Annotated in this window: 31 protein-coding genes; 18 read left to right on the forward strand and 13 right to left on the reverse strand. The window is 67.1% G+C overall.

Annotation, left to right across the window (positions count from 1 at the left end; translation table 11 throughout):
- Positions 1–10: 10 nt before the first annotated feature.
- Together ACOKR1_RS17610 and ACOKR1_RS17615 are read right to left on the reverse strand one after the other, a co-directional pair.
- On the reverse strand, positions 11–1087 hold the full coding sequence (locus ACOKR1_RS17610) for a DUF1648 domain-containing protein (protein WP_422934213.1): 1077 nt from the start codon (positions 1085–1087) through the stop codon (positions 11–13).
- The gene (locus ACOKR1_RS17615; protein WP_422934214.1) at positions 1084–1506 is read right to left on the reverse strand and encodes a GntR family transcriptional regulator; all 423 of its coding nucleotides are present in this window, start codon (positions 1504–1506) and stop codon (positions 1084–1086) included. Before ACOKR1_RS17615 ends, ACOKR1_RS17610 begins: the two co-directional genes overlap by 4 nt.
- Before the next feature lie 1066 nt (positions 1507–2572).
- On the opposite strand from ACOKR1_RS17615, the gene ACOKR1_RS17620 reads away from it, so the two are divergent.
- A complete protein-coding gene (locus ACOKR1_RS17620) occupies positions 2573–3136 on the forward strand; it encodes a hypothetical protein (RefSeq protein ID WP_422934215.1) in 564 nt (187 codons plus the stop codon).
- Positions 3137–3508: 372 nt separating this feature from the next.
- Here ACOKR1_RS17620 and ACOKR1_RS17625 read toward each other — a convergent pair whose 3' ends face one another.
- From ACOKR1_RS17625 to ACOKR1_RS17640, 4 genes are all read right to left on the reverse strand, one after another.
- Positions 3509–4096 carry a recombinase family protein gene (locus tag ACOKR1_RS17625; protein WP_422934216.1) on the reverse strand — a complete coding sequence of 196 codons (588 nt, stop codon included), beginning with the start codon at positions 4094–4096 and terminating at the stop codon, positions 3509–3511.
- A 4-nt stretch (positions 4097–4100) separates the two neighbouring features.
- Entirely contained in the window at positions 4101–4925 is an 825-nt protein-coding gene (locus ACOKR1_RS17630; protein ID WP_422934217.1) for a Fic/DOC family protein, read from the reverse strand.
- Between the two features lie 11 nt (positions 4926–4936).
- On the reverse strand, positions 4937–5179 hold the full coding sequence (locus tag ACOKR1_RS17635; RefSeq protein WP_422934218.1) for a hypothetical protein: 243 nt from the start codon (positions 5177–5179) through the stop codon (positions 4937–4939).
- 492 nt (positions 5180–5671) lie between these two features.
- Positions 5672–5893 carry a hypothetical protein gene (locus tag ACOKR1_RS17640; protein ID WP_422934219.1) on the reverse strand — a complete coding sequence of 74 codons (222 nt, stop codon included), beginning with the start codon at positions 5891–5893 and terminating at the stop codon, positions 5672–5674.
- 267 nt (positions 5894–6160) lie between these two features.
- Between ACOKR1_RS17640 and ACOKR1_RS17645 the strand changes: the two genes are divergently transcribed.
- The gene (locus tag ACOKR1_RS17645) at positions 6161–6544 is read left to right on the forward strand and encodes a hypothetical protein (RefSeq protein ID WP_422934220.1); all 384 of its coding nucleotides are present in this window, start codon (positions 6161–6163) and stop codon (positions 6542–6544) included.
- A gap of 296 nt (positions 6545–6840) precedes the next feature.
- Here the strand turns inward: ACOKR1_RS17645 and ACOKR1_RS17650 are convergent, their stop codons facing one another.
- Entirely contained in the window at positions 6841–7113 is a 273-nt protein-coding gene (locus tag ACOKR1_RS17650) for a hypothetical protein (RefSeq protein ID WP_422934221.1), read from the reverse strand.
- Between the two features lie 508 nt (positions 7114–7621).
- Here ACOKR1_RS17650 and ACOKR1_RS17655 point away from each other — a divergent pair.
- On the forward strand, positions 7622–7945 hold the full coding sequence (locus ACOKR1_RS17655; protein WP_422934222.1) for a hypothetical protein: 324 nt from the start codon (positions 7622–7624) through the stop codon (positions 7943–7945).
- Positions 7946–8058: 113 nt separating this feature from the next.
- Here ACOKR1_RS17655 and ACOKR1_RS17660 read toward each other — a convergent pair whose 3' ends face one another.
- Entirely contained in the window at positions 8059–8676 is a 618-nt protein-coding gene (locus tag ACOKR1_RS17660) for a recombinase family protein (protein WP_422934223.1), read from the reverse strand.
- A 276-nt stretch (positions 8677–8952) separates the two neighbouring features.
- Positions 8953–9894: an AraC family transcriptional regulator gene (locus ACOKR1_RS17665; RefSeq protein ID WP_307967760.1), complete on the reverse strand. Its 942-nt coding sequence runs from the start codon at positions 9892–9894 to the stop codon at positions 8953–8955.
- Positions 9895–10149: 255 nt separating this feature from the next.
- Between ACOKR1_RS17665 and ACOKR1_RS17670 the strand changes: the two genes are divergently transcribed.
- The 9 genes from ACOKR1_RS17670 (at position 10150) to ACOKR1_RS17710 (ending at position 18998) form a co-directional block, all read left to right on the forward strand.
- Complete coding sequence (locus ACOKR1_RS17670; RefSeq protein ID WP_307967759.1) at positions 10150–11499, forward strand: ABC transporter substrate-binding protein; 1350 nt, start codon at positions 10150–10152, stop codon at positions 11497–11499.
- A gap of 132 nt (positions 11500–11631) precedes the next feature.
- Entirely contained in the window at positions 11632–12591 is a 960-nt protein-coding gene (locus ACOKR1_RS17675; protein WP_307967758.1) for a sugar ABC transporter permease, read from the forward strand.
- Complete coding sequence (locus ACOKR1_RS17680; RefSeq protein WP_307967757.1) at positions 12588–13475, forward strand: carbohydrate ABC transporter permease; 888 nt, start codon at positions 12588–12590, stop codon at positions 13473–13475. The genes ACOKR1_RS17675 and ACOKR1_RS17680 overlap by 4 nt, the downstream gene beginning before the upstream one ends.
- A 19-nt stretch (positions 13476–13494) precedes the next feature.
- On the forward strand, positions 13495–14535 hold the full coding sequence (locus tag ACOKR1_RS17685; protein WP_307967756.1) for an NAD(P)-dependent alcohol dehydrogenase: 1041 nt from the start codon (positions 13495–13497) through the stop codon (positions 14533–14535).
- Positions 14532–15530, forward strand: coding sequence for a carbohydrate kinase family protein (locus ACOKR1_RS17690; protein ID WP_422934224.1), 999 nt, complete (start codon positions 14532–14534; stop codon positions 15528–15530). The genes ACOKR1_RS17685 and ACOKR1_RS17690 overlap by 4 nt, the downstream gene beginning before the upstream one ends.
- Positions 15531–15727: 197 nt before the next feature.
- On the forward strand, positions 15728–16330 hold the full coding sequence (locus ACOKR1_RS17695; RefSeq protein ID WP_307967754.1) for a recombinase family protein: 603 nt from the start codon (positions 15728–15730) through the stop codon (positions 16328–16330).
- Position 16331: 1 nt separating this feature from the next.
- Positions 16332–17726, forward strand: coding sequence for a Mu transposase C-terminal domain-containing protein (locus ACOKR1_RS17700; RefSeq protein WP_307967753.1), 1395 nt, complete (start codon positions 16332–16334; stop codon positions 17724–17726).
- Positions 17723–18535: an AAA family ATPase gene (locus ACOKR1_RS17705; protein WP_307967752.1), complete on the forward strand. Its 813-nt coding sequence runs from the start codon at positions 17723–17725 to the stop codon at positions 18533–18535. The genes ACOKR1_RS17700 and ACOKR1_RS17705 overlap by 4 nt, the downstream gene beginning before the upstream one ends.
- A gap of 64 nt (positions 18536–18599) precedes the next feature.
- The gene (locus ACOKR1_RS17710) at positions 18600–18998 is read left to right on the forward strand and encodes a VOC family protein (RefSeq protein ID WP_307967751.1); all 399 of its coding nucleotides are present in this window, start codon (positions 18600–18602) and stop codon (positions 18996–18998) included.
- A gap of 169 nt (positions 18999–19167) precedes the next feature.
- On the opposite strand, the gene ACOKR1_RS17715 is transcribed toward ACOKR1_RS17710, so the two are convergent.
- The 3 genes from ACOKR1_RS17715 to ACOKR1_RS17725 form a co-directional block, all read right to left on the reverse strand.
- A complete protein-coding gene (locus tag ACOKR1_RS17715) occupies positions 19168–19410 on the reverse strand; it encodes a hypothetical protein (protein ID WP_422934225.1) in 243 nt (80 codons plus the stop codon).
- A gap of 956 nt (positions 19411–20366) precedes the next feature.
- Positions 20367–20747: a hypothetical protein gene (locus ACOKR1_RS17720; protein WP_422934226.1), complete on the reverse strand. Its 381-nt coding sequence runs from the start codon at positions 20745–20747 to the stop codon at positions 20367–20369.
- Between the two features lie 163 nt (positions 20748–20910).
- Positions 20911–21459 carry a hypothetical protein gene (locus ACOKR1_RS17725; protein ID WP_422934227.1) on the reverse strand — a complete coding sequence of 183 codons (549 nt, stop codon included), beginning with the start codon at positions 21457–21459 and terminating at the stop codon, positions 20911–20913.
- A gap of 192 nt (positions 21460–21651) precedes the next feature.
- Between ACOKR1_RS17725 and ACOKR1_RS17730 the strand changes: the two genes are divergently transcribed.
- The gene (locus ACOKR1_RS17730; RefSeq protein ID WP_422934228.1) at positions 21652–21930 is read left to right on the forward strand and encodes a hypothetical protein; all 279 of its coding nucleotides are present in this window, start codon (positions 21652–21654) and stop codon (positions 21928–21930) included.
- 33 nt (positions 21931–21963) lie between these two features.
- The gene (locus tag ACOKR1_RS17735; protein WP_422934229.1) at positions 21964–22881 is read left to right on the forward strand and encodes a hypothetical protein; all 918 of its coding nucleotides are present in this window, start codon (positions 21964–21966) and stop codon (positions 22879–22881) included.
- 231 nt (positions 22882–23112) lie between these two features.
- Here the strand turns inward: ACOKR1_RS17735 and ACOKR1_RS17740 are convergent.
- A protein-coding gene (locus ACOKR1_RS17740) for an IS5 family transposase (RefSeq protein ID WP_422934230.1) occupies positions 23113–24010 on the reverse strand; the annotation gives its coding sequence in 2 pieces (ribosomal slippage) (positions 23113–23658 and positions 23660–24010; 897 coding nt in all).
- A gap of 225 nt (positions 24011–24235) precedes the next feature.
- On the opposite strand from ACOKR1_RS17740, the gene ACOKR1_RS17745 reads away from it, so the two are divergent.
- From ACOKR1_RS17745 to ACOKR1_RS17760, 4 genes are all read left to right on the forward strand, one after another.
- A complete protein-coding gene (locus ACOKR1_RS17745; protein WP_422934231.1) occupies positions 24236–24694 on the forward strand; it encodes a hypothetical protein in 459 nt (152 codons plus the stop codon).
- Positions 24695–25089: 395 nt separating this feature from the next.
- Positions 25090–25695: a hypothetical protein gene (locus ACOKR1_RS17750; RefSeq protein WP_422934232.1), complete on the forward strand. Its 606-nt coding sequence runs from the start codon at positions 25090–25092 to the stop codon at positions 25693–25695.
- A 76-nt stretch (positions 25696–25771) separates the two neighbouring features.
- Positions 25772–25936 (forward strand): hypothetical protein, encoded by a 165-nt coding sequence (locus ACOKR1_RS17755; RefSeq protein ID WP_422934233.1) that lies wholly within the window; start codon positions 25772–25774, stop codon positions 25934–25936.
- 223 nt (positions 25937–26159) lie between these two features.
- On the forward strand, positions 26160–26633 hold the full coding sequence (locus ACOKR1_RS17760; RefSeq protein WP_422934234.1) for a DUF805 domain-containing protein: 474 nt from the start codon (positions 26160–26162) through the stop codon (positions 26631–26633).
- Positions 26634–26711 lie beyond the last annotated feature (78 nt).

The raw sequence follows: 26711 nt of genomic DNA on the forward strand, positions 1-26711 counted from the left end.
CGGCCCGGCGTCAGCTGAGGGCCTGCACCACGTTCACCGCAACGGTCACGGTGATCGCGGCGGCAAGGACCAAGCCGACGGCCAGCCCGCCGGGGCTGCCGAAGTTGAACGTCCACCCGACCCCGAACCGCTTGGGCACGAGCACCGACGGGTCGTCGCGATTGACGTAGAACACGCCCGCCTTCCACAGCCGGTCGGTGTCCGGACGGTCGGACCCCTTGTCCGTACCAGCAGGCCCGCGTGCGGGGGCGCCGAGCCGGACAAGCCGCACAACGACGGCCACCAGCATGAGGACCCCGGCCCCGGCAGCGACCGCCGGCACCAGCCGCGCCGAACTCGACCCGCTCCAGCTCAAGGGACCGGCCAGCGCCAAGAGCCCAGAGCACAGGAACGCGATCTGGCCCAACAGCCCCAGCACTGTGCGGACCAGGCGCCCACCCCGCTCCGGGTCCTCCACCACGGGCGTGCGACGCACGGCCAGAGCCAGAAGCAGCACCGCCGCATCAAAGACGAGCCCCAGCAGGGGCAGCCCCAGGACCCCCGGCAGGCTCTTCTCGACGAACCGGTCAGCCGTTCCGGCCGCGTTCCAGTGCACCGCGACCTGGCCTGGGAAGGCGGGATACACCGCCGCGCCCCAAAGAGCCGCCGCCGCCAGAACGGCGGCGCCCGCAACGAACCACCCCAGCGGAACCCTGGGCGGGGCGGGGGCCAGGACCTCGCCCCGGAGCCGGACCGGAAGCCCGTCGAACCATCCCTCGGCCTTCTTGGCGCGCTGTATCTGCCTCCGGGCCACGGCATAGCCCGCGTACCCGAGGACAAGCATCGCCCCCAGCGGAACGGGCACCGCCAAGGCCGGATCGACCGCCCCGAGGACCACCGCTCCCGCCGCAGAGAACATCCACGCAAGGAGCACCAGAGTCCGGTAGCGGCGGTTCGCCGATACCACGGCTCCGCTACCGGCCCGGGCCAACGGAACGGACACGCCCAGCGGCAGGTCCCTGGCCACGTACGACGGCATGGCGAACAGCAAGCCGCCAAGGACTGTGGTGACGACCAGGCCCAGGATCACGGCGACAGCGTCGTTCATTCGCTCTCTCCCCTCAACTCGTTCTCGCTCGAGAGTCTCGCCCGGAGGCCGTCAAGCGCCGATCGGAGCTCCGCGGAGGCCTCCTCGAGGCTCATGCCCTGGGCCAGCGCCTCCAGAAGCAGACCTTGGACCTTTTCCTTCCACGGTCCCGCGAAATCCTCCGAAGGGCGGCCGGAACGAAGATCGCGGGCCACCACCGACCCGGATTTCCTGTTGATGGTGATCAGGCCTTCCCGCTGCAGCAGGTCATAGGCCTTGGCCACCGTTGCCGGGTTGATCCTGAAGGACTCTGCTACCCGCCTCACCGCGCCCAGACGATCGCCAGCACGGAGGTGCCCGGAGGCAATCTCCGCCACGATCCCGTCCCTGAGCTGCTGGTAGAGCGGAACATCGCTGACGGGATCCAGCTCGATCGGCATTTGCCACCCCCTTGGCTCATCTGTATTGAATCACATAATACAGATCTGCCCCTTCCCCGTTACTACGGGGACTCCCAGCTCAAGGACGCCGAACGCGCGCACCTGGCCGCGTACCGCGCTGCCGTCCGTCCGACTCGGCTGGTCTGAAACGGACCTGAAGGCCTTCGGGATCGACACCCCGACACTCAGCGTCGGCGGACGCCCGCGCAAAGCACGCGGCGCCGCTCCACGTACAGCGCACAGCACCGCCGACAACACCGACTGAGGCGCCCGCCGCGGCTCCCGCCGCGGTCGCCGGCACACGGCTTTCGACGAGGCCCCGGACGCATGCTGACGGACCCACGCGGCATCTCCGCCTCGGTGGCGTGGCCGGCCCCTACAGCGGGCTTTATTCCGCGGACGCGGCAACAGGGGACCCTGCGGACGGGCCCGCCTCTTGGGTGTTGTCCTGAGGACTCGTCTCGGCCCGCTGACTTCGCAACGTCGAGGCAACGGCAGAATGCTCGGCACATGACCGGTGCCGAGATCCTTTCATCGCCTCCCGAAAGTCTCGGCCGACCCCGGGCCGGCCTCGATGCAGCCCCGGCCGTGTCTCGGGGGCACAGCCTTCGGGACCGAATGCCCTGTCGACGCTACTCCTTTGCACTGCACACTTGGGATCCCTGCCGAACAAGGGGAAGGTGCGCGATGCAGAACGAAGAGGCAGTACGCGTGCCTGCGGCTTGCTCAACCGCAGGAATCGCGCGGACCTCGCCGACAACAGGCTGGGCTTTTGCCATGGGGCGTCCTGTGCGGCGGTCGCGGGGAGCGTGCTGGAGCACGACGATGTCGGACCACGACCGAGAGAGGTGCGCCGATGCGCCATTCTAAATCCATTGCGGCAGGCCTGTTCGTTGTTGTCCTGGCGGCGGGACTGTCTGCCTGTGCCGACTCGCAGCCGAAGAATCCGCCATCGACTGCCCCGGCTTCCACCGCGGCCCCTTCGCCGTCCGGGCCGGCCACCACGCCAGGGTCTCCCGGCACGCCTGCAGCACCCTCGCCGCTTCCCGACACGCCTGGCCATCGGGTGTTCAACTGGAACTCGACCGCTGGGTCGTGTCCCTTCACCACCAGCGACGACAACGACTTCACCGCCGGATGCGGGAAGGACGGCGCGTATCAGGTCACGGCGAAGAAGGACGGGGAGTTCTGGTCGTCGCAGGAGGACGCCAAGCAGGCGCACCAGGTGGTGGCGGCCCAGATGCAGCTGACCTCCGGTTCGGCGACCGCCGCCCAGTTCGGTGTCCGATGCGCAGTCCAGGACAACACCCATGCCTATACGTTCACGGTCAAGACGAACGGCCGGTGGGCGATCTTCAAACAGGCCGGGGACCAGTGGCAGATTCTGGCTAAGGGCGACGACCAGACCCTCCAGAGCGGCTCCGTCGCGCTCGTGGCCTACTGCAACCCTGACAACTCGTTGGCCCTCGAAGCCAACGGACGACAGCTCGGCCGGGCCAAGGACGACTCCGGCTCGCCCTACACCGGCACCGCTGCGGGGGTGATCGTGTCGCTCGAGAAGGGAGGGACTCCTCCGGAGTCTGTCCGCGTCAGTGCACTCCGGATCACCCTGGCGTCCGTCAGCGGCTGACCCGACCGCCAACGGCCCGTCCCCGGAAAACACGACACGAGTGGTTCGCAATCAAGCAGCCGATCGGCGGGTCTCGGTCTTTGCGCCCGCGCACGGTTGCGCGTCAGGCGCGCTCAGTCTGAGGTTGATGTGATGCCTTGGTCGAGTGCCGCTGCGTCGCGTTCACGATCCGATGAGCCCGATGCTGCGCCTTCCGAACCTTCTCCTTCACCTCAGCCAGGGCATCGGCGTATCCGCTGGGGAGGTCGGGCTCGAGCTGTGCCATGACGCCAGCCCAGAGGCCAGAACGAGAGGACAGGCCCAATTGTCCAGACGGTGTCTGGACAATTGGGGCTCCACCGCTCTCTCACCGCGGAAGCACCTCGCACTATGTCAGGCCGACGCTGAGCTGGTCTCTGCGTCGTGTTTGGCCAGGGCGCGGCGGACGCTGGCCTCGCCGACGTGGAAGACGCTGGCGATGTGCCGCAGGCTCTTGCCTGCCGCGCGCATCTCGACGGCCTCGGCCACACGCTTGGGCGTCATGACAGTCGGGCGGCCGCCGACCTTCCCCTGCGACCTCGCGTACGCCAGGCCGCGCAGGGTGTTCTCCCGGATCATGTCCACGCGCAGCTGGGCGTAGACGGCGTTCATGCTGAACAGCGCGCGCCCCATCGGCCTCGTGGTGTCGAAGGCCGGCTCGGTCAGGCTCTTGATGTTCACCTCGCGCCGGCCCAGCTCGGCGATCGTCTCGATCGCCATCACCTCGCTGCCGGCAATGCGGTCCAGTGCGCGGATCACGAGGGTGTCCCCAGGGTTCAGGTAGTCCATGCACGCCACCCACTGGGGGCGGTCCTTCGCGCGGCTCGATTCGCCGTGGTCGGTGAAGACGCGCACGCACCCGGCGGCGCGGAGCTCGGCCTCCTGCGAGGCCGGGTTCTGCTCCCGTGTCGCGACGCGTGCGTAGCCGATCAGGTTCCCCACTGGCTCACCTCCCCATGCCGTCGCCGAGGCCACGATGGGCCCCGTATTGGTCCCTGCTGGCCGTCCCGCTGCCGGATCCACCGCACTGGGGATCCTTTGCCGCCTCGGCGGCCGATCGTGGGTAGGAGGTGCGGGTCAGGGAGCGCAGCTGCTCGAGCTCGTCGGAGAGCTGCCCCGGCGCCTGCTGTTCGCGTCCGACGGCGACAGTCTGGAAGACCTGGTACAGCTCTTCGGGGTGGGGTTCGTAGGCGAACATATCAGGGCCGGACAGCATGGATGCCTCGTTCCAGCGATCGACGTCCACGCGCTCCCATTCGAAGCGGAACGGCGAGAGTTCCGAGACATGTTCCATGAGCAGCTTCGAGCTGCGTCCGTTGCCCTCGCGGAAGGGATGCGCCTGGTTGGTCCAGGCGAAGACGTGGGCGCTTGCTGCCGAGAATGCGGCGTGGTCCATGCGGGCCCAGTCCGCGCCGGTGACCATGGTGTGGACGTCGCTCAGGTAGCGCTCGATCTCGCCGGTCTTGGCGCTGGCGAAGCCGCGGGGGCTGCCCTTGTAGATCTCGACGGTCCGGTAGGCGCCTGCCCATTCGAAGACGTCCTGGAAGACGTGCCGGTGCAGTGCCTTGAGGTGTGCGGCGTCGAAGGTGCGGGGAATGTCGACGCGGCGGTCGCGGATCTCCTGCTGCCGGCGTCGGGTGCGCGCGTATTCCTTCTCGTGCAGGACTCCGGCGTCGCGCTCACCGAACAGGTTCCGCAGGGTCCCTTCTCCGGTGGCGCGGTTGTAGGTCTCCGGGTAGAAGTAGGACTCCCAGGTGTCGAAGGCGGTCACCGGCCGGGCTTTCAGCCGGCGGCGGGCACGGTCCGGCGACGGCGTTCTGCCGCCTCGTCGCTGCGGCGGTCGTACTCGGCGGCGTCGATCGCGCCGCGGGCGAGGTCGGTGATGTTCTCGACGTCCTCGCGGTTCGGGATCCAGCCCTCGTGCCAGTCGGCGGCGAGGGTGTTCAGCACCGAACGGCGCTTTGCCTCGTCGAGCTGCTCGAAGAGCTCGGGCCAGCGCTGCTCGACGTCGAATCGCTCACTCATGATGGGACTCCCCTCTCGTCCTGCTTGCTTGGTCCATTCTACCAAGTGCGTCTAAAACGTCGAACTCCATGTTTCGGCGCGTTCCGATTCCGGCGCAGCGTTTCGGCGCAGGAATCGTGGCGTGTCGCACTCACAGTTTTGTCAATGTTCGAAGTCGTCTGCACAGGTGATCGAAGTCCTGCGCATGGGCCAGCGTCCGAGATCGGAGCTGCCTGACTGCGTAGGCGAGTTCCACAAGCATCTGTCGGCGGGGGACCAAAAGCACTGCCGGGATCCGCAAGTGGTGGAATGTCGGTGGGGGCGGTCAGCACAGGGCATCAGCAAAGCGTGGAATTAAGTGGCTTTTGGCCCGAAGCTGGGAATGGGCAAAGCGGCAGGATTCGGTCCCGGTTTCGATGGCGGAGCCGTTGAAGGTGAGCGTGTCTGGCCCTGCGACGATGCCTCGTTCAGGAATCCTCCTGAAGAGTCCGACGCTCCTTGTGTGGGCGGTGCTCAGTGGGAGAAGACCGCGGCGACGCCGATCGTTCCGGTCACGGCGAAGGCGATCAGGGCAGCTGCAGCCACAGCGACGGCCGCCCAGCCCGAACCCGATAGCGGCGCGGCTGACAGCCGGTCAGCCCTTTGGGCCCGGCTCCGTATGACGACCCCCGTGCAGACGCCGAGCACGAGGATCAGCATCATGCAGACCAGTCCTGCCAGCACTGTGACGCTCATCAGCCGGTCCTCACCACCACGCGTACCAGCAGGCCGTTGCGCTGCCGTCTACATAGTAGGTGTCCCCACAGGAGAATCGCCGCAAGCTCCGCGACGAATGCGATCATCCACACCACGGCCCCAAGGCTAGCCCCATCTGCGGGCTTCAAACTCCAATCAGCGCGCCGCACTCATTTGTCCGGTGCGGGACGCGTCACGCTGGCGGATCGCTCACGGTACAGGGATGGCGATCTTCGGATATTTGTTGCGGCGTGGGAGCATGCACTCGTGTCTTTCGATGTGTTTTTCCAGGGCTTCAGAGACGGCGAAGCTGGCACCCGTGGCAGCGACCAAATGCGGCAGGTGCTGCAGCCGTACATTGTGCGCGAAGACGGAGACCAGCGCTTCGCGCTCATCGAATGCGGCGACGGCTCGGCCGATGTCTACCTCGGTGGCCGCGACGGCATGATGGCCAATCACATCTCTGGGGAGCAGCCATGGGATCTCCTCGTTCAAGGAGCTCGGGCGGCGGATTGGGTGATCATCCCTGTGGGATGCCCGATCTGTATCACGCACGAGACTCAACGCCGGCACTTGCCCGATGGTCTCGACGAAGACGTCGTGCTCGTGTCCTCAGGCGACGATCTGCTGCGATTGATTCGTTCTGCCTGACCCAGAAGCCGCCGCCCCGACGGGGATCGGCCAACGTGCAGCTGTCGATAGTCGGCTCATTCAACCGACGTGCGATGGCCATCGCCAGCTGATCCACTCCTGCCAGCTCGCGAACCCGGGTGGCGCGTTATCGATCGGCTCACTCCCGTCAACTTCTCCAGAGGTTGGCGTCTCGAATTTGACCGCGTAGGTTGCGAGCTCCTCGTCTGACATTGGCCAGGTGCCGTGGGGGCTTTCTTCCAGGCGCTTCTCTAAGCGTGTGCGTTGCTCGGCTGGCGTGAGCGTGAAATAGAGCATCACGACCACCGCTCCAATATCTGCTGCTGCGTGACGAGGGCGCAGTTGAACGTCCCCGTCTGCGCTTTGATCAGGATCGACGTCGCGGCGGCCTTGTCGGGACCCGGTGCGGATGCATAGAAGTCCGCGCCCCCAGCGGTCTTGCCTTGCAGGCTCAGTCCTTCCGGGGAGCGCGTGCTCGGCAACGGAGTCGACCCGCAGACAAAATCCCGGTCGGCGAACTGGACCTTGGAGGGGACCGCCTTCGGCCAGAGCGTCCAATCAGAGGTCATCTGATGAACGCTCCACAGCCTCGCCGCGAATATGGCATGGCGCCGATGAGGACCACGGAGGCCACCCAGAGTGCGGTCCTCCGCCGTGGTTTCATTCCGTGACCGCATAGTCACGGTTCACGCGTGTTCAAGGCGACGCGACCTTGGGCCTCACGCTGGGAGATCCCCGTCTTCGGAGAAGTCCCTTCGCCGTGGCTTGGACCGAGCACCGGTCGTTCGCGTACGGTCAGGGCATGGCACTCTTCCCGCGTCCGAAGGTGGAGGCGATGTTCTTCGAGCCCCAGGCTCTGGGCATTGCACTCTACGTCCGCGACCGGCTCGGACTGGAAACAGGGCTCGGGGATCCCCTGGCACCCGGGTTCTGCCTGCCGTCGGCGTCGACGGCAGGCTTCTCGACGAGGGCAACCGCGGTGAGGTCTCGGCCGAGTGGGCCTCGTGGTGGGTCGCCTTGTTCGGCGGGGTGGTCTTGCGCCGAACTCCCGGACCTATCGACTACTTCAGGCCGCTCGTGCACGAACCCGAGCTCGGGCGCGTGGCCGAGCCCCTGCTGCGCGAGGCGCTCGCCTGGGTTGCCGGGCAGGGCGATACCAATCGTGGTGAATGGGGAGACGTCCGCTCGCCCACGTTCCGGCCGAGACTTGTCCAGGAGATGCTCCAGAACGCGAGACCACGCGTTCGCGGGAAGCACTCACTCCTCTTCCTCGTCCTCCCGGTCGAGGGGAAGACTTCCTGGCGCGTGGGCGAGTCCTTCTTCTCAGTGAGCAAGCCGCTCTTGCATGACCTACCGGCGTTCAAGCAATGGTTTGAAGCGCAGATTCCCGACGCGCTCTGAACGACCCCAAGAGCATCGTTTGATGAAGTCCCTCACCCCTGAACTTGGGGCGATGGGCAGAAGCCAGAGCACAAGTCCCGCTGACCGGGGGCCGCTGGCGGCTTGGCGGTCCTCTATCTGCCCTTGGCGAGCAGCTTTTCCCCGTCGGGGCGCAGCTGCCCGGTGGGCGAGACATGGCGGTAGAGGGTCTGGCGGGTGATGCCGAGCTCTGCGCAGAGGTCGCCCACGCGGGTCTCGGGCTTGCCCATGGAGGCCATGGCGAGCCGGAGCTTGGCAGGAGTCATCTTGTAGGGCCGGCCCCCGGTGCGGCCCCGGGCTCGGGCGGAGGCCAGACCGGCGATGGTCCTTTCCCTGATGAGCTCTCGTTCGTACTCGGCCAGGGCGGCGAAGATCCCGAAGACGAGCTTGCCGGAGGCCGTGGTGGTGTCGATCGCGGCACCCTGGCCGGTGAGCACCTTCAGGCCGATGCCACGTTCGGTGAGCTCGTGGACGATGTTCACCAAATGGCGCAGGTCGCGCCCCAGCCGGTCCAGCTTCCACGCCACCAGTGTGTCTCCGTGTCGGAGGGCCTTCAGGCACGCGGCGAGCTGGGGCCGGTCGTCGCGCTTGCCCGAGGCCTTGTCCTCGTAGACCGACTCGGAGCGGACCCCGGCGGCCAGGAGGGCGTCGCGCTGGAGGTCGGTAGTCTGGGACCCGTCGGCCTTCGACACCCTCACGTATCCGACAAGCACGGGGACCTCCGTCACTTATACGACCGATTGCGTGACAGTCTGGCGGAAATCGGCCACCCTTTTGAAAACTGTCACTAAATCTGTGGATGTCAGGGCTATGTGGCGGGCTTCTGTCAGTGGTAAATGGCGGGCCATCCCTTGTTGGGACCGTGCGGATGCAGCCACCCCGTGGGCATTGAACGGGGATCCCATTCGCCCGGGGTGGGTCGCGGTCTCGGGGCGTCGGCCAAACAGTGTCTGTCCAGGCAGGCCTGGTGCAGTCTTGAGGTGGCGAAGCTAGGTTCGTACGGGGGGCGGGAGATCCGGGGAGTGTCGTCGGTATTCGCGGGGCGTCTGGCCCGTGTCTTTGAGGAAGTGCCTGTTGAAGTTCGACAGGTTGGAGAAGCCGACCTCGTAGCACACCTCGGAGATGGGCTTTTCGGTTTGTTCCAGGAGCCGGCGGGCGTGCGCGACACGGAGTTTCCTGAGCAGGTCGCTGAAGTTCTGGCCGGTTGAGCGCTTGAAGTACTTCGAGAAGGTCGGCTCGCTCATGCCCACGAGCTGGGCGGCCTCGGACATGCGCGCGGTGCCGGAGTGATGGCTGAACAGGTACTCCAGCGCGATGTCCACGACGGCGGCGGCCTCGCTGTCGAGTTCAGGCTTGAACCACGCGTCCGCGAGGTATCGGCGGTCCTCTTGTGGGGCTCTTGCGAGGATGGTGAAGAGCTCGAAGAGGTGATGGAGCCGCTGCATGCCGCGGCTGGCGCCCATGGCCTCGATCTGGTCGGCCGCGTTTGCTGCGGACTGGCCGAGGAACTCGATGCCGCGGGAGGACTCCTCGAGCAACGGGGCCATCTCGGAGAGCTCGGGGATGAGCCCGGCACACTGTTCGAGCCACTTGCCGTCGAACTGGATGACGGCGTCCCTGTTTTCCAGCACTTCTCCCGGCGCCAGGTCGCTGACCCAGTCGTGGGGCAGGCCCGAACCGATGAGGGACACCTGACCGGCCTCGAAGGTCCCGATGTGGTCCCCGACGATGAACTTCCCCGTTCCCTTGCGGATCAGGTGGATCTCGTGCTCGGGATGGTAGTTCCATCTGGCTATGGGGCTCGGATAGTCGTGCTCGTGCCATCGGACGCTGTGGTTCGGGTCCTGCGGGATGACCTCTCGGTTGGCGCGCATCCCGAGCAGGCGCTCGGCGATCCTCGCCGTTGCCAGCTCATCCCCTGAGTCTGCCATCGGACCCTCTTTCCACCGTTCCGGGAGCACGTCGTCGCGGACGGTCAGCGTATCTTCGCCAGCCCCATCGCTTGGAAAATAAGTATCAGACCTTGGCAACTGTAGCGCTAGTTGTGTCTGGGTCCGAAGCCTACTGTTGAGGAACGCCAAGGGGCCGAGGGGCTGCAGAGCCGGAACCGATCCGCCCCAGGCCGACAAGCCCGTCCCCAGCCGATGCGCTGCGGCGTGCCCTCGAAAGAACAAAGGAGTCCTTTTATGCGCCAGAGTATGCGCGCAGCCTCGCTCGCTGCCGGTGCCCTCTGTATCGCCCTCTCCGCTTCTGCCTGCGGGGGTGCAGGTGGGTCGAGCGCCTCCGACAAGGAGGTGAACGTGCTCATGGTGAACAATCCGCAGATGGTCGACCTGCAGAAGCTGACGGCGGACAACTTCACGAAGCAGACGGGCATCAAGGTCAACTTCACGGTCCTGCCGGAGAACGACGTGCGGGCCAAGATCAGCCAGGAGTTCTCGAGCCAGGCCGGGCAGTATGACGTGGCCTCGATCAGCAACTATGAGGTCCCGTTCTACTCCAAGAACGGCTGGCTATCCTCCTTGGATGACTCCGTGGCCAAGTCTGCGGACTTCGACCAGTCGGACATCCTTGCTCCGATGACGAAGTCCCTGACCGGGGCGGACGGGAAGCTGTACGCGGAGCCCTTCTACGGGGAGTCCTCGTTCCTGATGTACCGCAAGGATGTCTTCGCGGCCAAGGGCCTGGCCATGCCGGATCACCCGACGTGGCAGCAGGTGGCGGACCTGGCTGCGAAGGCCGACGGCGCGCAGCCCGGGATGAAGGGTATCTGCCTGCGCGGCCAGCCCGGGTGGGGGCAGGTGCTGGCCCCGTTGGACACTGTGGTGAATACCTTCGGCGGGACGTGGTTCGACAAGGACTGGAGCGCCCAGGTCAACGCGCCCGAGTTCGTCAAGGCCACCCAGTTCTACACGGACCTGGTCCGCCAACATGGCGAGAACGGCGCGCCGCAGGCCGGCTACACCGAGTGCCTGAACAACCTGCAGCAGGGCAAGGTGGCCATGTGGTACGACTCTACGGCCGCCGCCGGCTCCCTCGAAGCCAAGGATTCGCCCGTGGCTGGCAAGCTCGGCTATGTCGCGGCGCCGGTGGACCAGACGAAGAGCTCGGGGTGGCTGTACTCCTGGGCATGGGGCATCGAGAAGGCCGCCAAGCACCAGGACGCCGCGGTGAAGTTCATCGAGTGGGCCTCGGGCAAGCAGTACGAGAACCTGGTCGGCCAGCAGCTGGGCTGGAGCCGGGTTCCGGCAGGGAAGCGGACCTCGACGTTCGAGAACGCTGACTATCAGAAGGCCGCGGCGGCCTTCTACAAGCCGACCCAGGACGCGATCAACTCGGCCGACCCGGCCAACCCGGGCGTCCAGCCCCGCCCGGCCCCGGGGATCCAGTTCGTCGCGATCCCCGAGTTCGCAGACCTTGGCACCCAGGTCTCCCAGGAGATCTCCTCGGCGATCGCCGGGCAGGAGAGTGTCCGGCAGGCCCTCGACAAGGCCCAGTCCCTGGCCCAGAAGGTCGCGGACAAGTACAAGAAGTAGCCCCTGCTGCGGCGGGCGCGCCGAAGCCTTCTGGCCGCCGCCCGCCGCCGCACCTCCCGTCCCCTGACCGTCCGCTTCGGGGCACATCGAGGGGGACTGGACATCAGCGGGACAGAGACATTGGAGTGCACCATGGCCATCGCATCGACCGTCAAGACCGGCCGGCGGAATTCGACGCCCGCCCCGGGCAGGAAGGCGGGCTTCGAAAGGGCTGCGGCGTGGGCGCGCCGGGCACCGCTGCTGCCGGCCCTGGTCTTCATGATCGCGGTGACACAGCTGCCGTTCGTGGTCACCGTCGTCATCTCCTTCTTCGACTGGAACGCCCTCTACCCCAACGACGTGAAGTTCGGCTGGTTCGACAACTACGTGAGCGTCTTCACCGACGAATCGCTGCGCAACTCGGTGCTCACCACGATCGTGCTCACCGTCGTCGTGGTCCTGGTCAGCCTCGTGCTCGGCCTGGGCATCGCGCTGCTGCTGGACCGGCACTTCTGGGGACGCGGCATTGTGCGCACGATCCTGATCACCCCGTTCCTGATCGTGCCGGTGGCATCGGCCCTGCTGTGGAAGCACGCTCTGTTCAACCCCTCGTACGGGCTGCTCAACGGCATCCTGAACTGGGTCGGCGGCGTCTTCGGGTTCCAGGCGCCGCAGCCCGACTGGATCTCGATGCAGCCGCTCGGCGCGATCGAGGTCGACCTGGTCTGGCAGTGGACCCCGTTCATGATGCTCATCCTGCTCGCCGGCCTGCAGTCCAGGCCGCTGGACGTGATCGAGGCGGCCCGGATCGACGGGGCCAGCACGTGGCAGCTCTTCCGGTTCATGACCCTGCCGCACCTGCGCCGGTACCTCGAGCTCGCCGCGCTGCTGGGCTCGATCTACATCGTGCAGAACTTCGACGCCGTCTTCACCATCACCTCCGGGGGCCTGGGCACCGCCAACCTCCCGTACAGCATCTACCAGACGTTCTTCCTGGCCCACGACTACGGCGCCGCCTCCGCGGCCGGCGTCGTCATCGTCATCGGCTCCCTGCTGCTGGCCACCTTCGCACTGCGGACCGTTTCCACGCTCCTGAAGGAGGAAACCCGATGAGCACCACCGCAACGCACGCCAGGTCAACGTCCAGCGTGTCCATTTCCCGGACCGCACGGAGACGGAAGTCGGCCACGCTCCTGCTCGGGCTGCTGGCCTGGGCCGTGGGCCTGCTCTTCGTCGCCCCCGCGGCGTGGATGGTCCTGACCTCCCTGCACGCCGAGACCGACGCCGCGACCAACCCGCCATCGCTGCTCGCGCCCCTGACGCTGGACGGCTACGCGGAGTTCTTCGGCGCCAGCAGCGGCGCCTCCCCGATCCCGCCGCTGCTTAACTCGGCCATGGCCAGCGTCATCTCCACCCTCCTCGTCCTGGCCCTGTCCATCCCGGCCGCGTACGCCCTCTCGATCCGGCCGGTGAAGAAGTGGTCGGATGTGATGTTCTTCTTCCTCTCTACCAAGATGCTCCCCGTCGTGGCCGGACTGCTGCCGATCTACCTGATCGCCAAGTCCACCGGGCTCCTGGACAGCGTCCTGCTGCTCGTCATCCTGTACACCTCGATGAACCTGCCCATCGCCGTGTGGATGATGCGCTCGTTCCTCTCCGAGGTCCCGGTCGAGATCCTCGAGGCCGCCTCCATCGACGGCGCCGGGCTCCTGACGATCTTCCGGCGCATCATCATCCCCGTCTCCGGGCCCGGGATCGCCGCGACAGCGCTGATCTGCTTCATCTTCAGCTGGAACGAGCTCCTGTTCGCCAACGTGCTCACCAGCACCGCCGCCTACACCTCCCCGGTATTCCTGACCAGCTTCGTCACCAGCCAGGGCCTGTTCCTGGCCAAGGTCTGCGCCGCCGCAGTGGCCGTATCCCTTCCCGTCCTCGTCGCCGGATTCGCCGCCCAGGACAAGCTCGTCCAAGGCCTCTCGCTCGGCGCCGTCAAGTAACTCGCAAAAGGATCTCTTCATGACCACCACCGCCCTCTCGGCACCTCCCACGACCATGCGCGCGTCCGTGCTCAGGCGTCAGGGCGAAATCGCCCTCGAAACCCTCGACGTCCCGGCCCCCGACGACGATCAGGTCCTGGTCCAGGTCGCGGCCGTCGGCGTCTGCGGCAGCGACGTGCACTACTACGAGCACGGCCGGATCGGCCCCTACATCGTGGACCACCCGCTGATCCTCGGCCACGAGCTCTCCGGCCGGATCGCCGCCGTCGGCAAGGACGTGGACCCCTCCCGCATCGGACAGCGGGTCGCCGTCGAACCCCAGCGCCCGTGCCGCACCTGCGCCCAGTGCAAGGCCGGCCGGTACAACCTCTGCCCGGACGTCGAGTTCTACGCCACCCCGCCCATCGACGGAGCCTTCGCCGAATACGTGAAGATCCAGAGCGACTTCGCCTACGCCATCCCCGACAGCGTCAGCGACGAAGCCGCCGCGCTCATCGAGCCGCTCTCCGTGGGGATCTGGGCCTGCGAACGCGCCGGGATCCGCCCCGGCAGCCGCGTCCTCATCGCCGGCGCCGGTCCCATCGGCATCATCGCCGCCCAGGCCGCCCGCGCCTTCGGCGCGGCCGAGGTATATGTCACGGACATCGCGGAGGACCGCCTGGCCTTCGCGCTCCAGCACGGCGCGACCCACGCCCTGAACCCGAAGGCCGACAGCGTCGAAGGCCTCGACGTCGACGCGTTCATCGACGCCTCCGGCGCGGCCCCCGCCGTCCGCACCGGTATCAAGGCCGTCGCCCCCGCGGGAAAGGTCATCCTCGTGGGCCTCGGGGCCGACGACGTCGAGCTCCCCGTGTCCTTCATCCAGAACCGGGAGATCTGGCTCTCCGGCGTCTTCAGGTACACGAACACCTGGCCGCTGGCCATCCAGCTGGTCGCCGACGGCAAGGTCGACCTGGACGTCCTCGTCACCGGCCGCTTCGCCCTCGACCAGGCCGAGGACGCGCTCAACGCCGGCAGGCAGCCCGGCCAGCTCAAGGCCGTCGTCTACCCCGGCAAATGACTCCCGTGAACACACCGCACGCCCACTCGCCCGGCGGCGCTCCCGCCCGCATCAGCGTGATCGGCGAGGCACTCATGGACATCATCCACGCGGACGGCGCGGACGGCGGGAGCCCGCGCGTGTCCGAACACGTCGGGGGAAGCCCCCTGAATGTCGCCATAGGCTGCGCGCGCCTCGGACTGGCCACGCGCCTCGTCACCCACTTCGGCGAGGACGCCCATGGGCGTTCGATCGCCGAGCACCTCGCCGCCAACGGCGTGGAGGCCGTCAACGGCGGGGTCGGCCCCACCTCGACAGCGACCGCAACCCTCGGTGCAGACCGGGCCGCCACGTACACCTTCTCGCTCACGTGGGAGATCGCCGACGCCGCCCTCGCAGCCCTCGCGAGCACGGAGGACTCCGCCCACGTCCACACCGGATCGATCGCCACGATGCTCCCGCCCGGAGACCAGACCGTCCATTCCCTCGTGCAGGCCGCCCAACGGAACGAGACGATAAGCTACGACCCGAACTGCCGGCCATCCATCGTCGGGGACAACACCATCGCCCGCCGTCAGGCCGAGGTCTTCGTCCAAAGCAGCGACATCGTCAAAGCCAGCGACGAAGACCTCCTCTGGCTCTACCCGAACCGGACCCTCGACGAGACTCTGGCGGCGTGGCTCGACGCCGGGCCCGCGCTCATCGCCGTCACCCGGGGAGCACTCGGCCCCATCGCCCTGACCCGGACCGCAAGGGTCGAAATGCCCGCGCGGGCGGTCACCGTCGCCGACACCGTCGGCGCGGGCGACTCCTTCATGGCGGCCCTCATCGCAGGCTTGGCCCAGCTCGACCTGCTCGGCGCCTCCAAGAGGGACCAGCTCCGCCGCCTCGACCATGAGAGTCTCGCGGCCCTTATCGAGTACGCCACCAACGCGGCCGCACTCACCTGCTCCCGCCCCGGAGCCGACCTCCCAGGGCTGGGCGACCTCGGCCCCATGACGGGCACACCGGCCTGAACGCCTACGGTCATCGCGGCCGCGACGACCAAGAACCGTGCCTTGGAAATCTACAGCTTGACGAGACGCCGCATGATCATGGCTCTCCCCTCGGGCGTATGCCGGCTTTTCAAGGCCTCTGATGTCTTGGAAACACGTCTCGTCGAAATCTGCCTCAGGTGCGGTGTTTTCGGGGGTTTGTGGGGCACACTGGGCGGGTGAGGCTTCTGGGGTACACGCGGGTGAGCACCGTCGGCCAGGACGCACGGCTGCAGCTCGATGCGCTGCGGGGCGTCGGGGTAGAGCCGAGGGACGTTTTCTCCGACGTAACCTCGGGCAGCCGGACTGCGGTGCAGCGACCGGGGATGAAGCGACTGCTGGACTACGCCGAGCCCGGGGACACCGTGGTGGTCTGGCGCATCGACCGTCTCGGCCGCTCCCTGATCGATGTCCTGAACACCGTGAACCTGCTGCGCGAAAGCGGGATGAAGATCCAGTCGGTCTCGGACGGGATCGACCCGGAGACCTCGTCAGGACGGATGATGCTGGGAATGCTCGCAACCCTGGCCGAGTACGAGCGCGAGCTGATTGCCGAGCGTGTCAACGCGGGCATCGCGGCTGCGAAGCAGAATGGCACCCGGTTCGGGCGGCCGCCGCTGAATCCTGATGTGGTGGCGGAGAAGCTCGCGATCGTCGCCGACGCCAGGTCGAAGGGCCGCACAGCAGAGGACGCCGCGAAGCTGGTCGGCTGGTCGAGGGCGACGCTGTACCGCCACCAGCTCGCAGAACGTTCACGTGTTGCCGGGGCCGAACGGGCCTGACATGGGTGGGCTGCAGCGGTGGCACATCCTCCGGCTCCACGTCGAGGACGGCATCCCGCTCACGGCCCTGGCACGGGACGCAGGCATCGGGCTGCGCACCCTCCAGCGCTGGCACCAGTTCTACAAGGCCGGCGGCATCGACGCACTCCAAACCCGGGTGCGGGTTGATTCCGGGACCCGACGCACGGCCGGGGACTTGGTGACGTTCGTCGAGGGCCTTGCGTTGACAAGGCCGCGCCCCGGCATCGCCACGCTGCACCGCCTCGCAATGGCGGAGGCGGACCGGCTTCAGGTTCCGCGCCCGAGCTACGCAACCGTACGCGCGATCGTCCGCGGCCTCGACCCCGCGCTGGTGACGCTGGCGCTGGAGGGGCCTACGGCCTACCGCGATCGGCACGAGCTGGTGTTCCGTCGCCGGGCCGAGAGGCCGAACGCCGCGTGGCAGGCCGACCACACCGAGCTCGACATCCTCATCGTCGGCGCCGACGGCAAGCCGGAGCGGCCGTGGCTGACGGTCGTGATCGACGACTACGCACGAGCGGTGTGCGGGTACACGGTCTTCACCGGCGCGCCGTCGGCGATGAACACCGCCCTGGCGCTGCGGCAGGCGATCTGGCGCAAGACCGACCCGTCCTGGGCGATGTGCGGCGTCCCGGATGTGCTGCACGTCGACCACGGCAGCGACTTCACCAGCCACCACCTCGAGTACACCGCGGTCGCGCTGAAGATTCGCCTCATCTACTCCACGATCGGCCGGCCCCAGGGGCGTGGGAAGGTCGAGCGCTTCTTCGGCACCGTCAACACCGAGCTCCTCGCTGCCCTCCCCGGGCAACTCGCCCCCGGAGCGAGGGCGCCGAAACCGGTCCTGGACCTGGCTGCCCTCGACGCGGCTATGGCCGACTTCATCTCTGTATACAACGAGCGCCCCCACCGGGAGCTCGGGACCAGCCCGAAGAAGGCATGGACCGCCGACGGCTGGCTGCCGCGCATGCCCGAGACCCTCGAGGAGCTCGACGGACTGCTCCTGACCGTCCCCAAGCACCGCACCGTGCAGCGCGACGGCATCCACTTCCAAGGCCAGCGCTACCACTCGCCAACCCTGGCGCCGTTCGTCCGCAAGCCGGTGACCATCCGGTACGACCCCCGCGACCTCTCCGAGATCCGCGTCTACGACCACGACACCTTCATCTGCGCCGCCATCGACGAGACCCACCCGAACCAGCGCCTGAGCCTGCGCGAGATCGAGACCGCCCGCCGGGCCAGACGCCGCCAGCTGCGCAAGGAGATCAATGACCGCATCCCACGCGCCGCGGCCCACGAAGAGCCCACCGCCCCCAGGGCCGCACCCGTGGCACGCCGCGTGAAGCTGCGAACCTACGAAGAGGACGAGCAATGAGCAACGACTTCATCGTCACCAAGGAACACCGCCGCTTCACCGAGTTCGCCAACGCCGTGCGCAAGGAGGGCACCATCGGCATCTGCCACGGCGACGCAGGCGTAGGCAAGACCCAATCGGCACGCCGCTATGCACACTGGGACACCCTCGAGCTCTTCGTCACCCGATGGGGACCACGCAGCGAAGAGGCAGACCCCAAGCACTACGCGGCCGCCAACCGCTCCCGCACCGTCGTTTACACCCCCGAAGTGATACCCAGGCCCAAAGACCTCATGCGCGAAATCGACCAACTGCAAACCAGGATCGGGATCTGCATCGACGAGCACCAGCGCCTCATCGGCAAGGTCACCGGAGGCCCCACCATCAACACCGGCAAGTGGGTCGAACTGCTCATCATCGACGAAGCCGAACGCCTCACACCAACTGCGCTCGAACTCCTCCGAGACAAGCACGACCGCCATCACCTGGCCATCATCCTGATCGGCATGCCCGGCATAGACCAACGCTTCCGCCACTACCCCCAGCTCTACAGCCGCCTCGGCTTCTCCCATCGCTACCGCGCACTCGGCCGAGACGAACTCCTCTTCGTCCTCGACCGCCACTGGAAACGCCTCGGACGCACCCTCGACCCCGAAGACTTCACCGACGCACAAGCCATCGCCGCAATCGAACGGATCACCCGCGGCAACTTCCGCCTCCTCGAGCGCCTCTTCCCGCAGATTCAACGAGTACTCAAGATCAACCAGCTCGAAACCATCACCGACGACGTCATCGAAGCTGCCGCCAGCATCCTCGTCATCGGCAACTAGCTGCGGGTAGTCCGCAGCTACATCGTGGTGGCATTCGCGGCGTCGCTCCCGGAAGAATCGTCCCATGATCGCAATAAGCATCGCGACGGTCACGCTCAAGACCGACCGCCCCAAGGATGTTGCCCGGTTCTGGCGCGACTTGCTCGGCTACCGGGTCGCGCCTAACAACAGCGACTCCGTGATGCTCGTCGGGGACGGCGGCCCGACACTCCTGATCCAGCCATCGACGAGCCCGCCCTCGGCCAGCGCGATCCATCTGGACCTCCGCCCCGAAGACCAGCGCGCCTGCATCGACCGCGCACTCGAGCTCGGAGCCTCCATCGCCCACATCGGTCAGTCCGGACAGGAAAGCTGGACCGTCATGGCCGATCCGGGCGGCAACCACTTCTGCATTCTCCAGTCGCGGGAGGACTACGAAGCAGCGCTAGCCGAGGACCCAGGCAGTCCCACGCCCCTGGATTGATCCCACGGCACACCGCCACAAACCGATCACAGAACACCGCGACCGAGCGATCAAATCCACAACTAAATCCGTCACTTACCCTACGTCACGCAAACGGGCTGCTTCGGACAAAAGTGAAGTCTCGCATGCGCGAGCGTTCCCTCGATGCCGGGCATCCACGCCCCGGGGTTCAGGCCCCCTTGCGGCGCCGCTCGGCGGCCGCATCCGAGCGACGCAAGAACTCGTCCTGATCGATCGCGCCTCTGACCAGATCCGTGATGTTCTCAACGTCCTCGCGATTCGGCTCCCAGCCCTCATGCCAGTCGGCGGCGAGCGTATTCAACACGGACCGTCTCTGGGACGCGTCGAGCTGCGCGAACAGCTCGGGCCAGCGCTCCTCGATATCGAATCGTTGGCCCTCGGCTGAAAACACCCTTCGACTCGTTACGCCTGACGCTATCTCAAACGTCCGAGACCGGTTTCGACGCGACCCTGTTTCGCCGCAGATTGCCGCCACGTAGCGCTGAAACCCACACCTCGAACCGGGCCGTTGCCGGCGAGCCTTGCCGCCACCGTAGGCAGGCGATCACGCGCCGCGCGGCGCTGGTGTGCAGCGACGGTGTCAGCTGACGCTGACTCCGGTGCGCCGCATGGCCGTGCGAAGGTCTCCGTCCGAGGCGGAGAGGGACTCGCCCGCACTGAAACCCCCTGCCCACCGACGCCGTCGAGGAAGACAGCCCAGCAGTAGTCGCCGTCGGCGAAGCCGAACTTGGACGGATACCGCAGGCCATCCGGTGCGGTCCCACTGTCGAGCTCCTGAGCGCGGATCCACTGGGCCACCTTCGTGGTCACCGCCCGGTCGTCGCCCGTGAGGTCCGCTAGGGTCAGCCGGTCGGCGTCGGCGATGCCGGAGGCCTTCACGGCCACAACCGTCCGGATGGGCAAGGTCGACCCATGTCCTGGAAGTGAACTCCAGGGTGTAGACCTCCCGGGCCAGCCGCCAGTCCGAGTCCAGGCCGTCGACCGGGACACCCAGGCTGCGCAGCTCGTCGAGGAGCTCGTCCAGGCCGTCGACCGGGACACCCAGGCTGTGCAGCTCGTCCAGGCCGACCCCGAGGAACGCGGCCTCCTCCGCAAGGCCTGCGTAGTCCCGCGCGGACGGCGCCTTGTAGGCGATCGACTCAGTGAACGCAGTGGCGCGCTTGTCCGCGCCGTAGACGGTCAGCTCCGGCGTGTCGAACCGATTCCAGTCCCGCCTGTCCAGGGCAGGGTCAGCCGGTCGGAGCATGGGATTGAGCGGCCCTCGTCCGTAGGCGGAGACAGCCACCCTGTACATGGTGACCGGCCCCTCGACGATCGACAGGCCGGTCCTGGTGCACTGTCGGCGCCTCACCCGTCCCAGGCATCTTCCATCAGGGCCTTCGCCGCCGCCGCGGTCTCCTGGAAGCGCTCCTCGCGGATGGCCTTCAACGGCGTGCCGTAGTCCAGCCGCGGGTTCACCGAGATCGCCCAGGCCTGGGCAACCCGGCGCCCCTCGGCCGCCTCGATCTCATGGAGGATGTCGTAGGCGAACCGGAGCCGCTGCTGGGCCGGCTGGGTGGGCTCTAGCTCGCCGCGGGCCCACTTGCGCACCTGCCCGGGATCCTTCACCCCGGCCACCGAGGCAACCAGCTTCGACCCGAGCAGGTCGCACAGCTCCTGGACCAGCTGCGCGGTCTCCAAATACACGGACCCGACCCGGTGGCGGGGCCCTCCGGGCGCAATCGTCATGACCACAGCCTCCTTTCTGCCACTACAAGCATATCCTTCATGCCCACCAGATGACAGGAATATGCTAGCTTTCTGCTCGCCCGATCGGCGGTCCTGTCAGCTAGTGCATCCCGTCCGGGCGAGCAGCTTCCAGCCCACGCGCACACTGGACGCACGCATCCTTTTACGGGCGCTCCGGGTGAACGCGGTCCTTGGGCGCGGGGCGCCGTTGATGAGGGTGTCTGCGCTTCCAGATGGCCCGGCCGAGGATCGGAGCCCCGACGATCGCCGGGATGACCCAGAAGGCCGCAGGTGGAAGGAGATTCCATATCGGCAGCTGAGGGCCGTTGTCCACGTAGAACGCCGTGAGCATCGCGATATAGGAGATGCCCATCGCCAGAATGTGCGGAATGTCTCCCGGTCGGTGCATGCGTCGGAACGTGAAGCCGTAGGCAGCCGATGCTGCGCCGATTCCGCCGACGAGGACCAGGGGCAGATCGGCTGGCCAGCGGAAGGCTGCGAGGGCGCACGCCGTTGCGAAGACCACAAGGATCCCGATCAGATACCAGCGGCCGGCGCGGCTGTGACGGCCCGGCCCCTTATGGGCAACCATCGCCACTACTCCGGAGACGATCGCCACGAACGCAGCTGCGACGTGCACGGTGAGGATCGCGAGGAAGAGCACAGACGTCGAGGCGACGTCGAGCCCGAAAAACGGCTCACCCTGGACCATGGCCACCTCGCCTTCGTGCTCAGATACAGAGTAGATCCCTTCACGAGTCAGACGCCCGGAAATGGATCAGGACCGGTCCGGCCGGTGCGCTCCGCGCAGGGCCGACCTACGCTTGACCCATGGCCAGGCAAAACGCCCTCGAGGTTGAGCGCAAGTACGACATCGATCAGAAGGGCGCCCGGACCGAACTCCGTGGAGCTCGAGGTCAGGGTCTCGAAGAACCAACCGTTCCGGCAGTCCGACAGCGGAGGAACTCCCCTCGACCACGGCCAACCGACCAGCGGCATCGGCGACACCGCATCACTTCAGATCCTCGTACATGACCCAGATCCGACAACGATGGCCATCTCCGCGTCCAAGGGAAAGGTCACCGCCACCTTCACGGTGTACGTCACCCTTTCGCCCTCCGGACCTTCCATCGAGCAGTTCAAAGAGCAGTTCATCAACCTCGTCAGAAGCATCGACTTCTGAATCAAAGCCGACATTCCCCTCAAGGAGGGCAACATGGATGCGGACGCACTGTCGGGAGGGACGACAACCCAAACCAAAGCACCCAGCGGCCCTCGGGTCGCCGTCGTCGTTTCTGCACTGATTTCCTGCGCATTGATCGCCGTGAACATCCGGGCGTCCATCGGTCCGCCAAACATGATAAGCGTCGAGGTCCCGTGGCTCGGCCTGACCGAGGCCGGCATCCTCCTCCTCGCCCTCTGGCCCGCATGGAAGGGCCGGCTCTGGGCTCTCTCAGCCCAGACGGTGGTCCTGCTGTTCGTGGTCTTCCATTCCTACTGGCTGCTGGCCACCACCCCCTGGATGAGCGCGGGGGGCGGATTCCTTAGAGGCAACTCGGCTGTCTGGAGCACCGGATTCGGCCAAGGGTACCTCCTCGTCATGCTGCCCTATTCCCTCGTGATCGCATCCGAGGCCACCTTCGTCGTCGGCCAGCTGAAGGCCCGCTGGTCGAAGACCGCGGCCAACGCCTCTACCGGCGACGCCGGGGCTGCGCCGCGCGGGGATGGTGAGCGGCAACGCCCGACCGGTGGTAAGGGCTCCCCGGTGAGGGCCCCGGTGCGGGTTCGGGTCGTCGCAGCAATCACCGGCCTTGTCGCCGTCCAGATGACCGGGCTGTTGTGGTTCGGCTCAGTCTGGCAAGGCGTTCCCGAGGCAGTTGTCCTGGTGGTCGTTCTTGGGCCCGCATGGAGAGGAAAGCTCTGGGCCGTCTCAGCCCAAGGGTCCGTCCTTCTCATCGCGGTCTTCCACTCCTTCGTCTCCTTCTACTCGCAGCCGAACCCCATGTCAGGCCTGGGAGGCTACTACCCCATCCTCCTGGCGCCGTTGCTTGCATTGATTCTGTTCGATGTCGACTTCGTCCTCCGCCAGTTGCGAAGTAGACAACTGCCGAGAAACGGCCTCGACGCCGTCTGACACCGCGAGACAGCCCCGCGGGCGCCTCTTCCGTGAGTCGACTCGAACCTTGGACCGAGGACAGCCCGTCGCCCTCCACTCGACCCAAGGGAAACACCAGCCGAGGCGCAGGAACTCGGGCCGAGACACCTCCACCCGAGAGCATCTGGAGAAGATCATGCCATTCCCTGCAGCCCTGCGCCGCACCGCAGGCGCCTTCGTCGCCGCGGCCTAGGTTCGGTCGGCCCGTTACTAGGGCGTGTCTGATAAATGTCGCAGCCACGCGATCGTCGCGTTGAGAACAACGGCGGCGCGGTAGACGATTGCGAGCTTGTCGTAGCGGGTGGCGAGCCCTCGCCATTGCTTGAGGTGGCAGAAGCGGCGTTCGACGACGTTGCGGTTGCGGTAGTCGGCGGCGTCGAAGGCCGGCGGCCTGCCGCCTCGTGAGCCGCGGCGTTTGCGGTGGCCCTTCTGGTCATCGGGCTCGGGGATGACGGCCTTGATGTCCCGGGTGCGCAGGTGGGTACGGATCGCGCGCGAGGAGTAGGCCTTGTCCCCGCGCAGCGCATCCGGAACGGTCCGGGGTCGGCCGCGCCCGATGCGCGCCACTTTCAAGGCCTCCAGGAGCGGCAGGAGCATCGGGGAGTCGGCGGCCTGCCCCGGGGTGCAGGCGGTCACCAGGGGCAGGCCGTGCCCGTCGACGAGCTGGTGGATCTTGGTCGTCAGGCCGCCGCGGGAGCGCCCGACCGAATGGTCAGGCGGCTCCGCGGCCGGATTCATGTAGTTCGACGAAGCCCCCTGTCGTGCGGGCGATGTTGGTCGCGTGCTGGTGGGCGCGGGCGATCGTGGAGTCCACGGACAGGCTCCAGTCGATCTTCCCGGCCGCGTCCGCGGCCGCCGTCAGACGGGACAGGACCCGGTCCCAGGTCCCGTCCCCGGCCAGGCGCCGGTGCCAGGTCCACACCGTCTGCCACGGACCGAACACCTCCGGCAGGTCACGCCAGGCGATCCCGCACCGGTACCGGTACACGATCCCCTCGACCATCGACCGGGCATCGGCGAACGGCCGCCCCTTCCGACCGGTCGGGCGGGGCAGCAGATCCTCGATCAGCGACCACTGGGCATCGGAGAGCAACTGGAACCGAGACACGCCCCCAACGATTGCAGAGCGAACGCCCCGAATTTGTCAGACACGCCCTAGCCGGGACCGGCCGGGTGCGTAGGATCCGCAGGAATCTCAATGCTGTTGTCAACGCGGCGTGGCGCCTCCGAACCATCGGCGGGACTGACCGGGCACGGTCTGGCAGCGGGGCATGGGATGGAGGTTGGTGCCGGCAGTGGCCCGTGGCCGGTCGTCGTCGCTACAGTCGACGCCATGGGGTGCTTCGGTGCCGCGCGCATCGCCGGTCTCTTACCACTGGCCCTGATCGTGGCGGGCTGTTCCGCTCCGCTGAACCCGATAGGGCCGAAGACCGACTCGCTGCTGCCAACCGGCGCACCCGAGCAGCTCTTCAGCGGCGCACCGGCGCACACAGTCCAGTACGAGGTGACTGGGACTGCCTCGACTGCCGAGCTGGCATGGATCGCTCCCGACGGGCTCCACCGGCAGACGGTGGGCCTGCCGCTGCCCCAGGACGGCGAGGATCTGCTGCGGTTCCAGTTCCCGCCGGGCGCGCAGGTCTCGGTCTCCCTGACGAACGGGACTTCTCCCGGCCGGTCAACGGCGGGGAAGGTCAGCTGCCGGATCTTCATCGATGGCCAGGACGCGGCCAACCAGGCCGTGTCCTCCGGCGCCGCCGGCTCGGTCGCGGCGTGCAGCACCACAGTGCCCTGAGCTTTCCGCTTCCCGTTTCGTTGGAGGGAATATCCTTTGGAGCGTCCCAGACAGGGACGCTTGCGACGGGGGGATCGGAAATGGCAGGGATCGGGAGTGGGCTCGACAGCCCCATAGGTGGCTCCGTCGACTTCCGCTGACATCATTTTTCGGCTTCTGCCGACGCCACCGCGGGGTGTCCCGATCAGTGTCGGTTTCGTCTGAGACCGCTCGACGGCTTGGGTGCCGAGCTCAGGTGCGGGCGCTCCCGAGCCGGGTAGGCAAGGCCGGGGTCGGGCAAGCGGGCAGGCACGCGATGTACCCTGACTGCGGCGCCCGGTGTCGGGTGCTGCGGCCGGCGCCGAGGAATGGATCTGCGGGGAGCAATGTACATAGGTCACTACGGGGCAGCGGCTGTGATCGCCTCCGCGGTGCCCGAGCCGGCGGCACTTCCGGTGGCAGTCGGCGTGGCGTGGCCGGACCTTGTGTGGCCGGTCCTGGTCTGGGCAGGTGTCGAAAAGGTCGAGGTGGACCCGAAGAACCCGCTGCAGGGTGCGGTGAGGTTCGCCATGTACCCGTACTCGCACTCCCTCATCCTCAGCAACGCGCTCACGCTCGTCCCCGCAGCGATCTTCGGAATCATCTACGGCAGCACTCTCATCGCGGTCGCGTTCTGGCTAGCGGCCGTCTCGCACTGGGTGCTCGACGCCGTCGTGCACCTCGGTGATCTTCCGGTCGCCGGCTGGGGCCGCGACCGACGAGTGGGCCTGGGACTGTGGTCGCGGCCGCGGCTCGCGTTCGTGGCCGAGTACGCCCTGTTCGCCTCCGCTGTCCTCGCAGCAGCCCCCCAGCGCATGTGGGTCGGGCTCCTCGCGGGCGGGGCACTTCTGCACCTTTTCAACCTCAACTCGTTCTTCGGATTGACGAAGGCCAATCCAGTGGGCACGGCGAACCGCTTCGCGGCGCTGAGCCTCGTCGGCTACGGCATCGCGATCGCATGGTTCACCATGGCGTGGCACTGACGTCCCCCTCGGGGCCGGATTCAAGTGGTGGCGGCGCGTTGGGATTGGGCGAGGCGGTAGGAGTCGGCCGGTTTCGATGATGGTGCCGTTGAATGCGAGCCCGGCAGCCACGACCGTGCACGGATGGGGTCTCGCTGCCCCCTACCTCGTCTCCGGTCGCAGCCTGTGGCCATGTGTCATCTCCCACGCCCTCATCGACGCCGTCCTGGAGCCTGCCCTGCTCCTTGGCCTCATCCGCTAACCCCGACCCCTCCGAACAGAGGCTGCGGATCGCGGCGCAGCGGAGCGGAGTCCGGCCGGGCGTGGGCCCGTCACAGCCCGAGCGCAGCGAGGACCGCGTCCCAGGGCGAAGCCCCGGGCCTTTGGTCGGCTCGACCCCGGGCCGTGTCTGGTTGGAGTGCTGTTCTTGCGGTTCCGCTAGGATGTGCCCGTTTGGAGGACCATTCGCCACCGGGGGTTACACAGTGAGCTATCCACAGCATCCGCAGGACCAGGCCTATGCGGCGCCGATGCAGGGCGTGCCGCCCCTGTGGGCGCCCCTGTACGGGGCGAACCCGGTACAGGCCGTGAAGCGCTTCTTCACCAAGTACGCGGTGTTCCACGGCCGGGCCAGCCGAGCCGAATACTGGTGGGTGGTGCTGGCCTACGCCATCGTCTGCATCGTCCTCGAAGTGCTCGCGTTCGCCCTCGGCGGTGGGTCACGGGACACCGCAGGCCCGGGCTTCGCGATCCTGAGCTATGTCTTCCTGGCCCTGTTCTTCGGCACGATCGTGCCGAACCTCGCGGTCACGGTTCGTCGTCTTCACGACGCGAACCTCAGCGGATGGCTCTTCTTCATCGGCCTGATCCCGCTCGTGGGGGGCATCGCCGTGCTCGTCTTCATGCTCCTGTCTCCGAATCCGGCAGGGCAGCGCTTCGACCGGCCAACCGCTCCCTGACTGTTCGGAGGGTCAGGGGGTCCGTGACCGGCCTCGGCCTGAGGAAGCGGACGAGATGCCGGAAGGCGATCCCCGTCC

It is taken from the genome of Sinomonas sp. P47F7 (genome assembly GCF_049332655.1).
GTDB lineage: Bacteria > Actinomycetota > Actinomycetes > Actinomycetales > Micrococcaceae > Sinomonas.

Coding starts and splice junctions, on each gene's coding strand:
- ACOKR1_RS17610 (WP_422934213.1), bottom strand. CDS start 1,087: ATGAACGACGCTGTCGCCGTGATCCTGGGCCTGGTCGTCACCACAGTC.
- ACOKR1_RS17615 (WP_422934214.1), bottom strand. CDS start 1,506: ATGCCGATCGAGCTGGATCCCGTCAGCGATGTTCCGCTCTACCAGCAG.
- ACOKR1_RS17635 (WP_422934218.1), bottom strand. CDS start 5,179: ATGAGTGAGCGATTCGACGTCGAGCAGCGCTGGCCCGAGCTCTTCGAG.
- ACOKR1_RS17640 (WP_422934219.1), bottom strand. CDS start 5,893: ATGAGCGTCACAGTGCTGGCAGGACTGGTCTGCATGATGCTGATCCTC.
- ACOKR1_RS17650 (WP_422934221.1), bottom strand. CDS start 7,113: ATGACCTCTGATTGGACGCTCTGGCCGAAGGCGGTCCCCTCCAAGGTC.
- ACOKR1_RS17665 (WP_307967760.1), bottom strand. CDS start 9,894: ATGGCAGACTCAGGGGATGAGCTGGCAACGGCGAGGATCGCCGAGCGC.
- ACOKR1_RS17670 (WP_307967759.1), top strand. CDS start 10,150: ATGCGCCAGAGTATGCGCGCAGCCTCGCTCGCTGCCGGTGCCCTCTGT.
- ACOKR1_RS17675 (WP_307967758.1), top strand. CDS start 11,632: ATGGCCATCGCATCGACCGTCAAGACCGGCCGGCGGAATTCGACGCCC.
- ACOKR1_RS17680 (WP_307967757.1), top strand. CDS start 12,588: ATGAGCACCACCGCAACGCACGCCAGGTCAACGTCCAGCGTGTCCATT.
- ACOKR1_RS17685 (WP_307967756.1), top strand. CDS start 13,495: ATGACCACCACCGCCCTCTCGGCACCTCCCACGACCATGCGCGCGTCC.
- ACOKR1_RS17690 (WP_422934224.1), top strand. CDS start 14,532: ATGACTCCCGTGAACACACCGCACGCCCACTCGCCCGGCGGCGCTCCC.
- ACOKR1_RS17700 (WP_307967753.1), top strand. CDS start 16,332: ATGGGTGGGCTGCAGCGGTGGCACATCCTCCGGCTCCACGTCGAGGAC.
- ACOKR1_RS17705 (WP_307967752.1), top strand. CDS start 17,723: ATGAGCAACGACTTCATCGTCACCAAGGAACACCGCCGCTTCACCGAG.
- ACOKR1_RS17710 (WP_307967751.1), top strand. CDS start 18,600: ATGATCGCAATAAGCATCGCGACGGTCACGCTCAAGACCGACCGCCCC.
- ACOKR1_RS17720 (WP_422934226.1), bottom strand. CDS start 20,747: ATGACGATTGCGCCCGGAGGGCCCCGCCACCGGGTCGGGTCCGTGTAT.
- ACOKR1_RS17725 (WP_422934227.1), bottom strand. CDS start 21,459: ATGGTCCAGGGTGAGCCGTTTTTCGGGCTCGACGTCGCCTCGACGTCT.
- ACOKR1_RS17735 (WP_422934229.1), top strand. CDS start 21,964: ATGGATGCGGACGCACTGTCGGGAGGGACGACAACCCAAACCAAAGCA.
- ACOKR1_RS17745 (WP_422934231.1), top strand. CDS start 24,236: ATGGGGTGCTTCGGTGCCGCGCGCATCGCCGGTCTCTTACCACTGGCC.
- ACOKR1_RS17755 (WP_422934233.1), top strand. CDS start 25,772: ATGATGGTGCCGTTGAATGCGAGCCCGGCAGCCACGACCGTGCACGGA.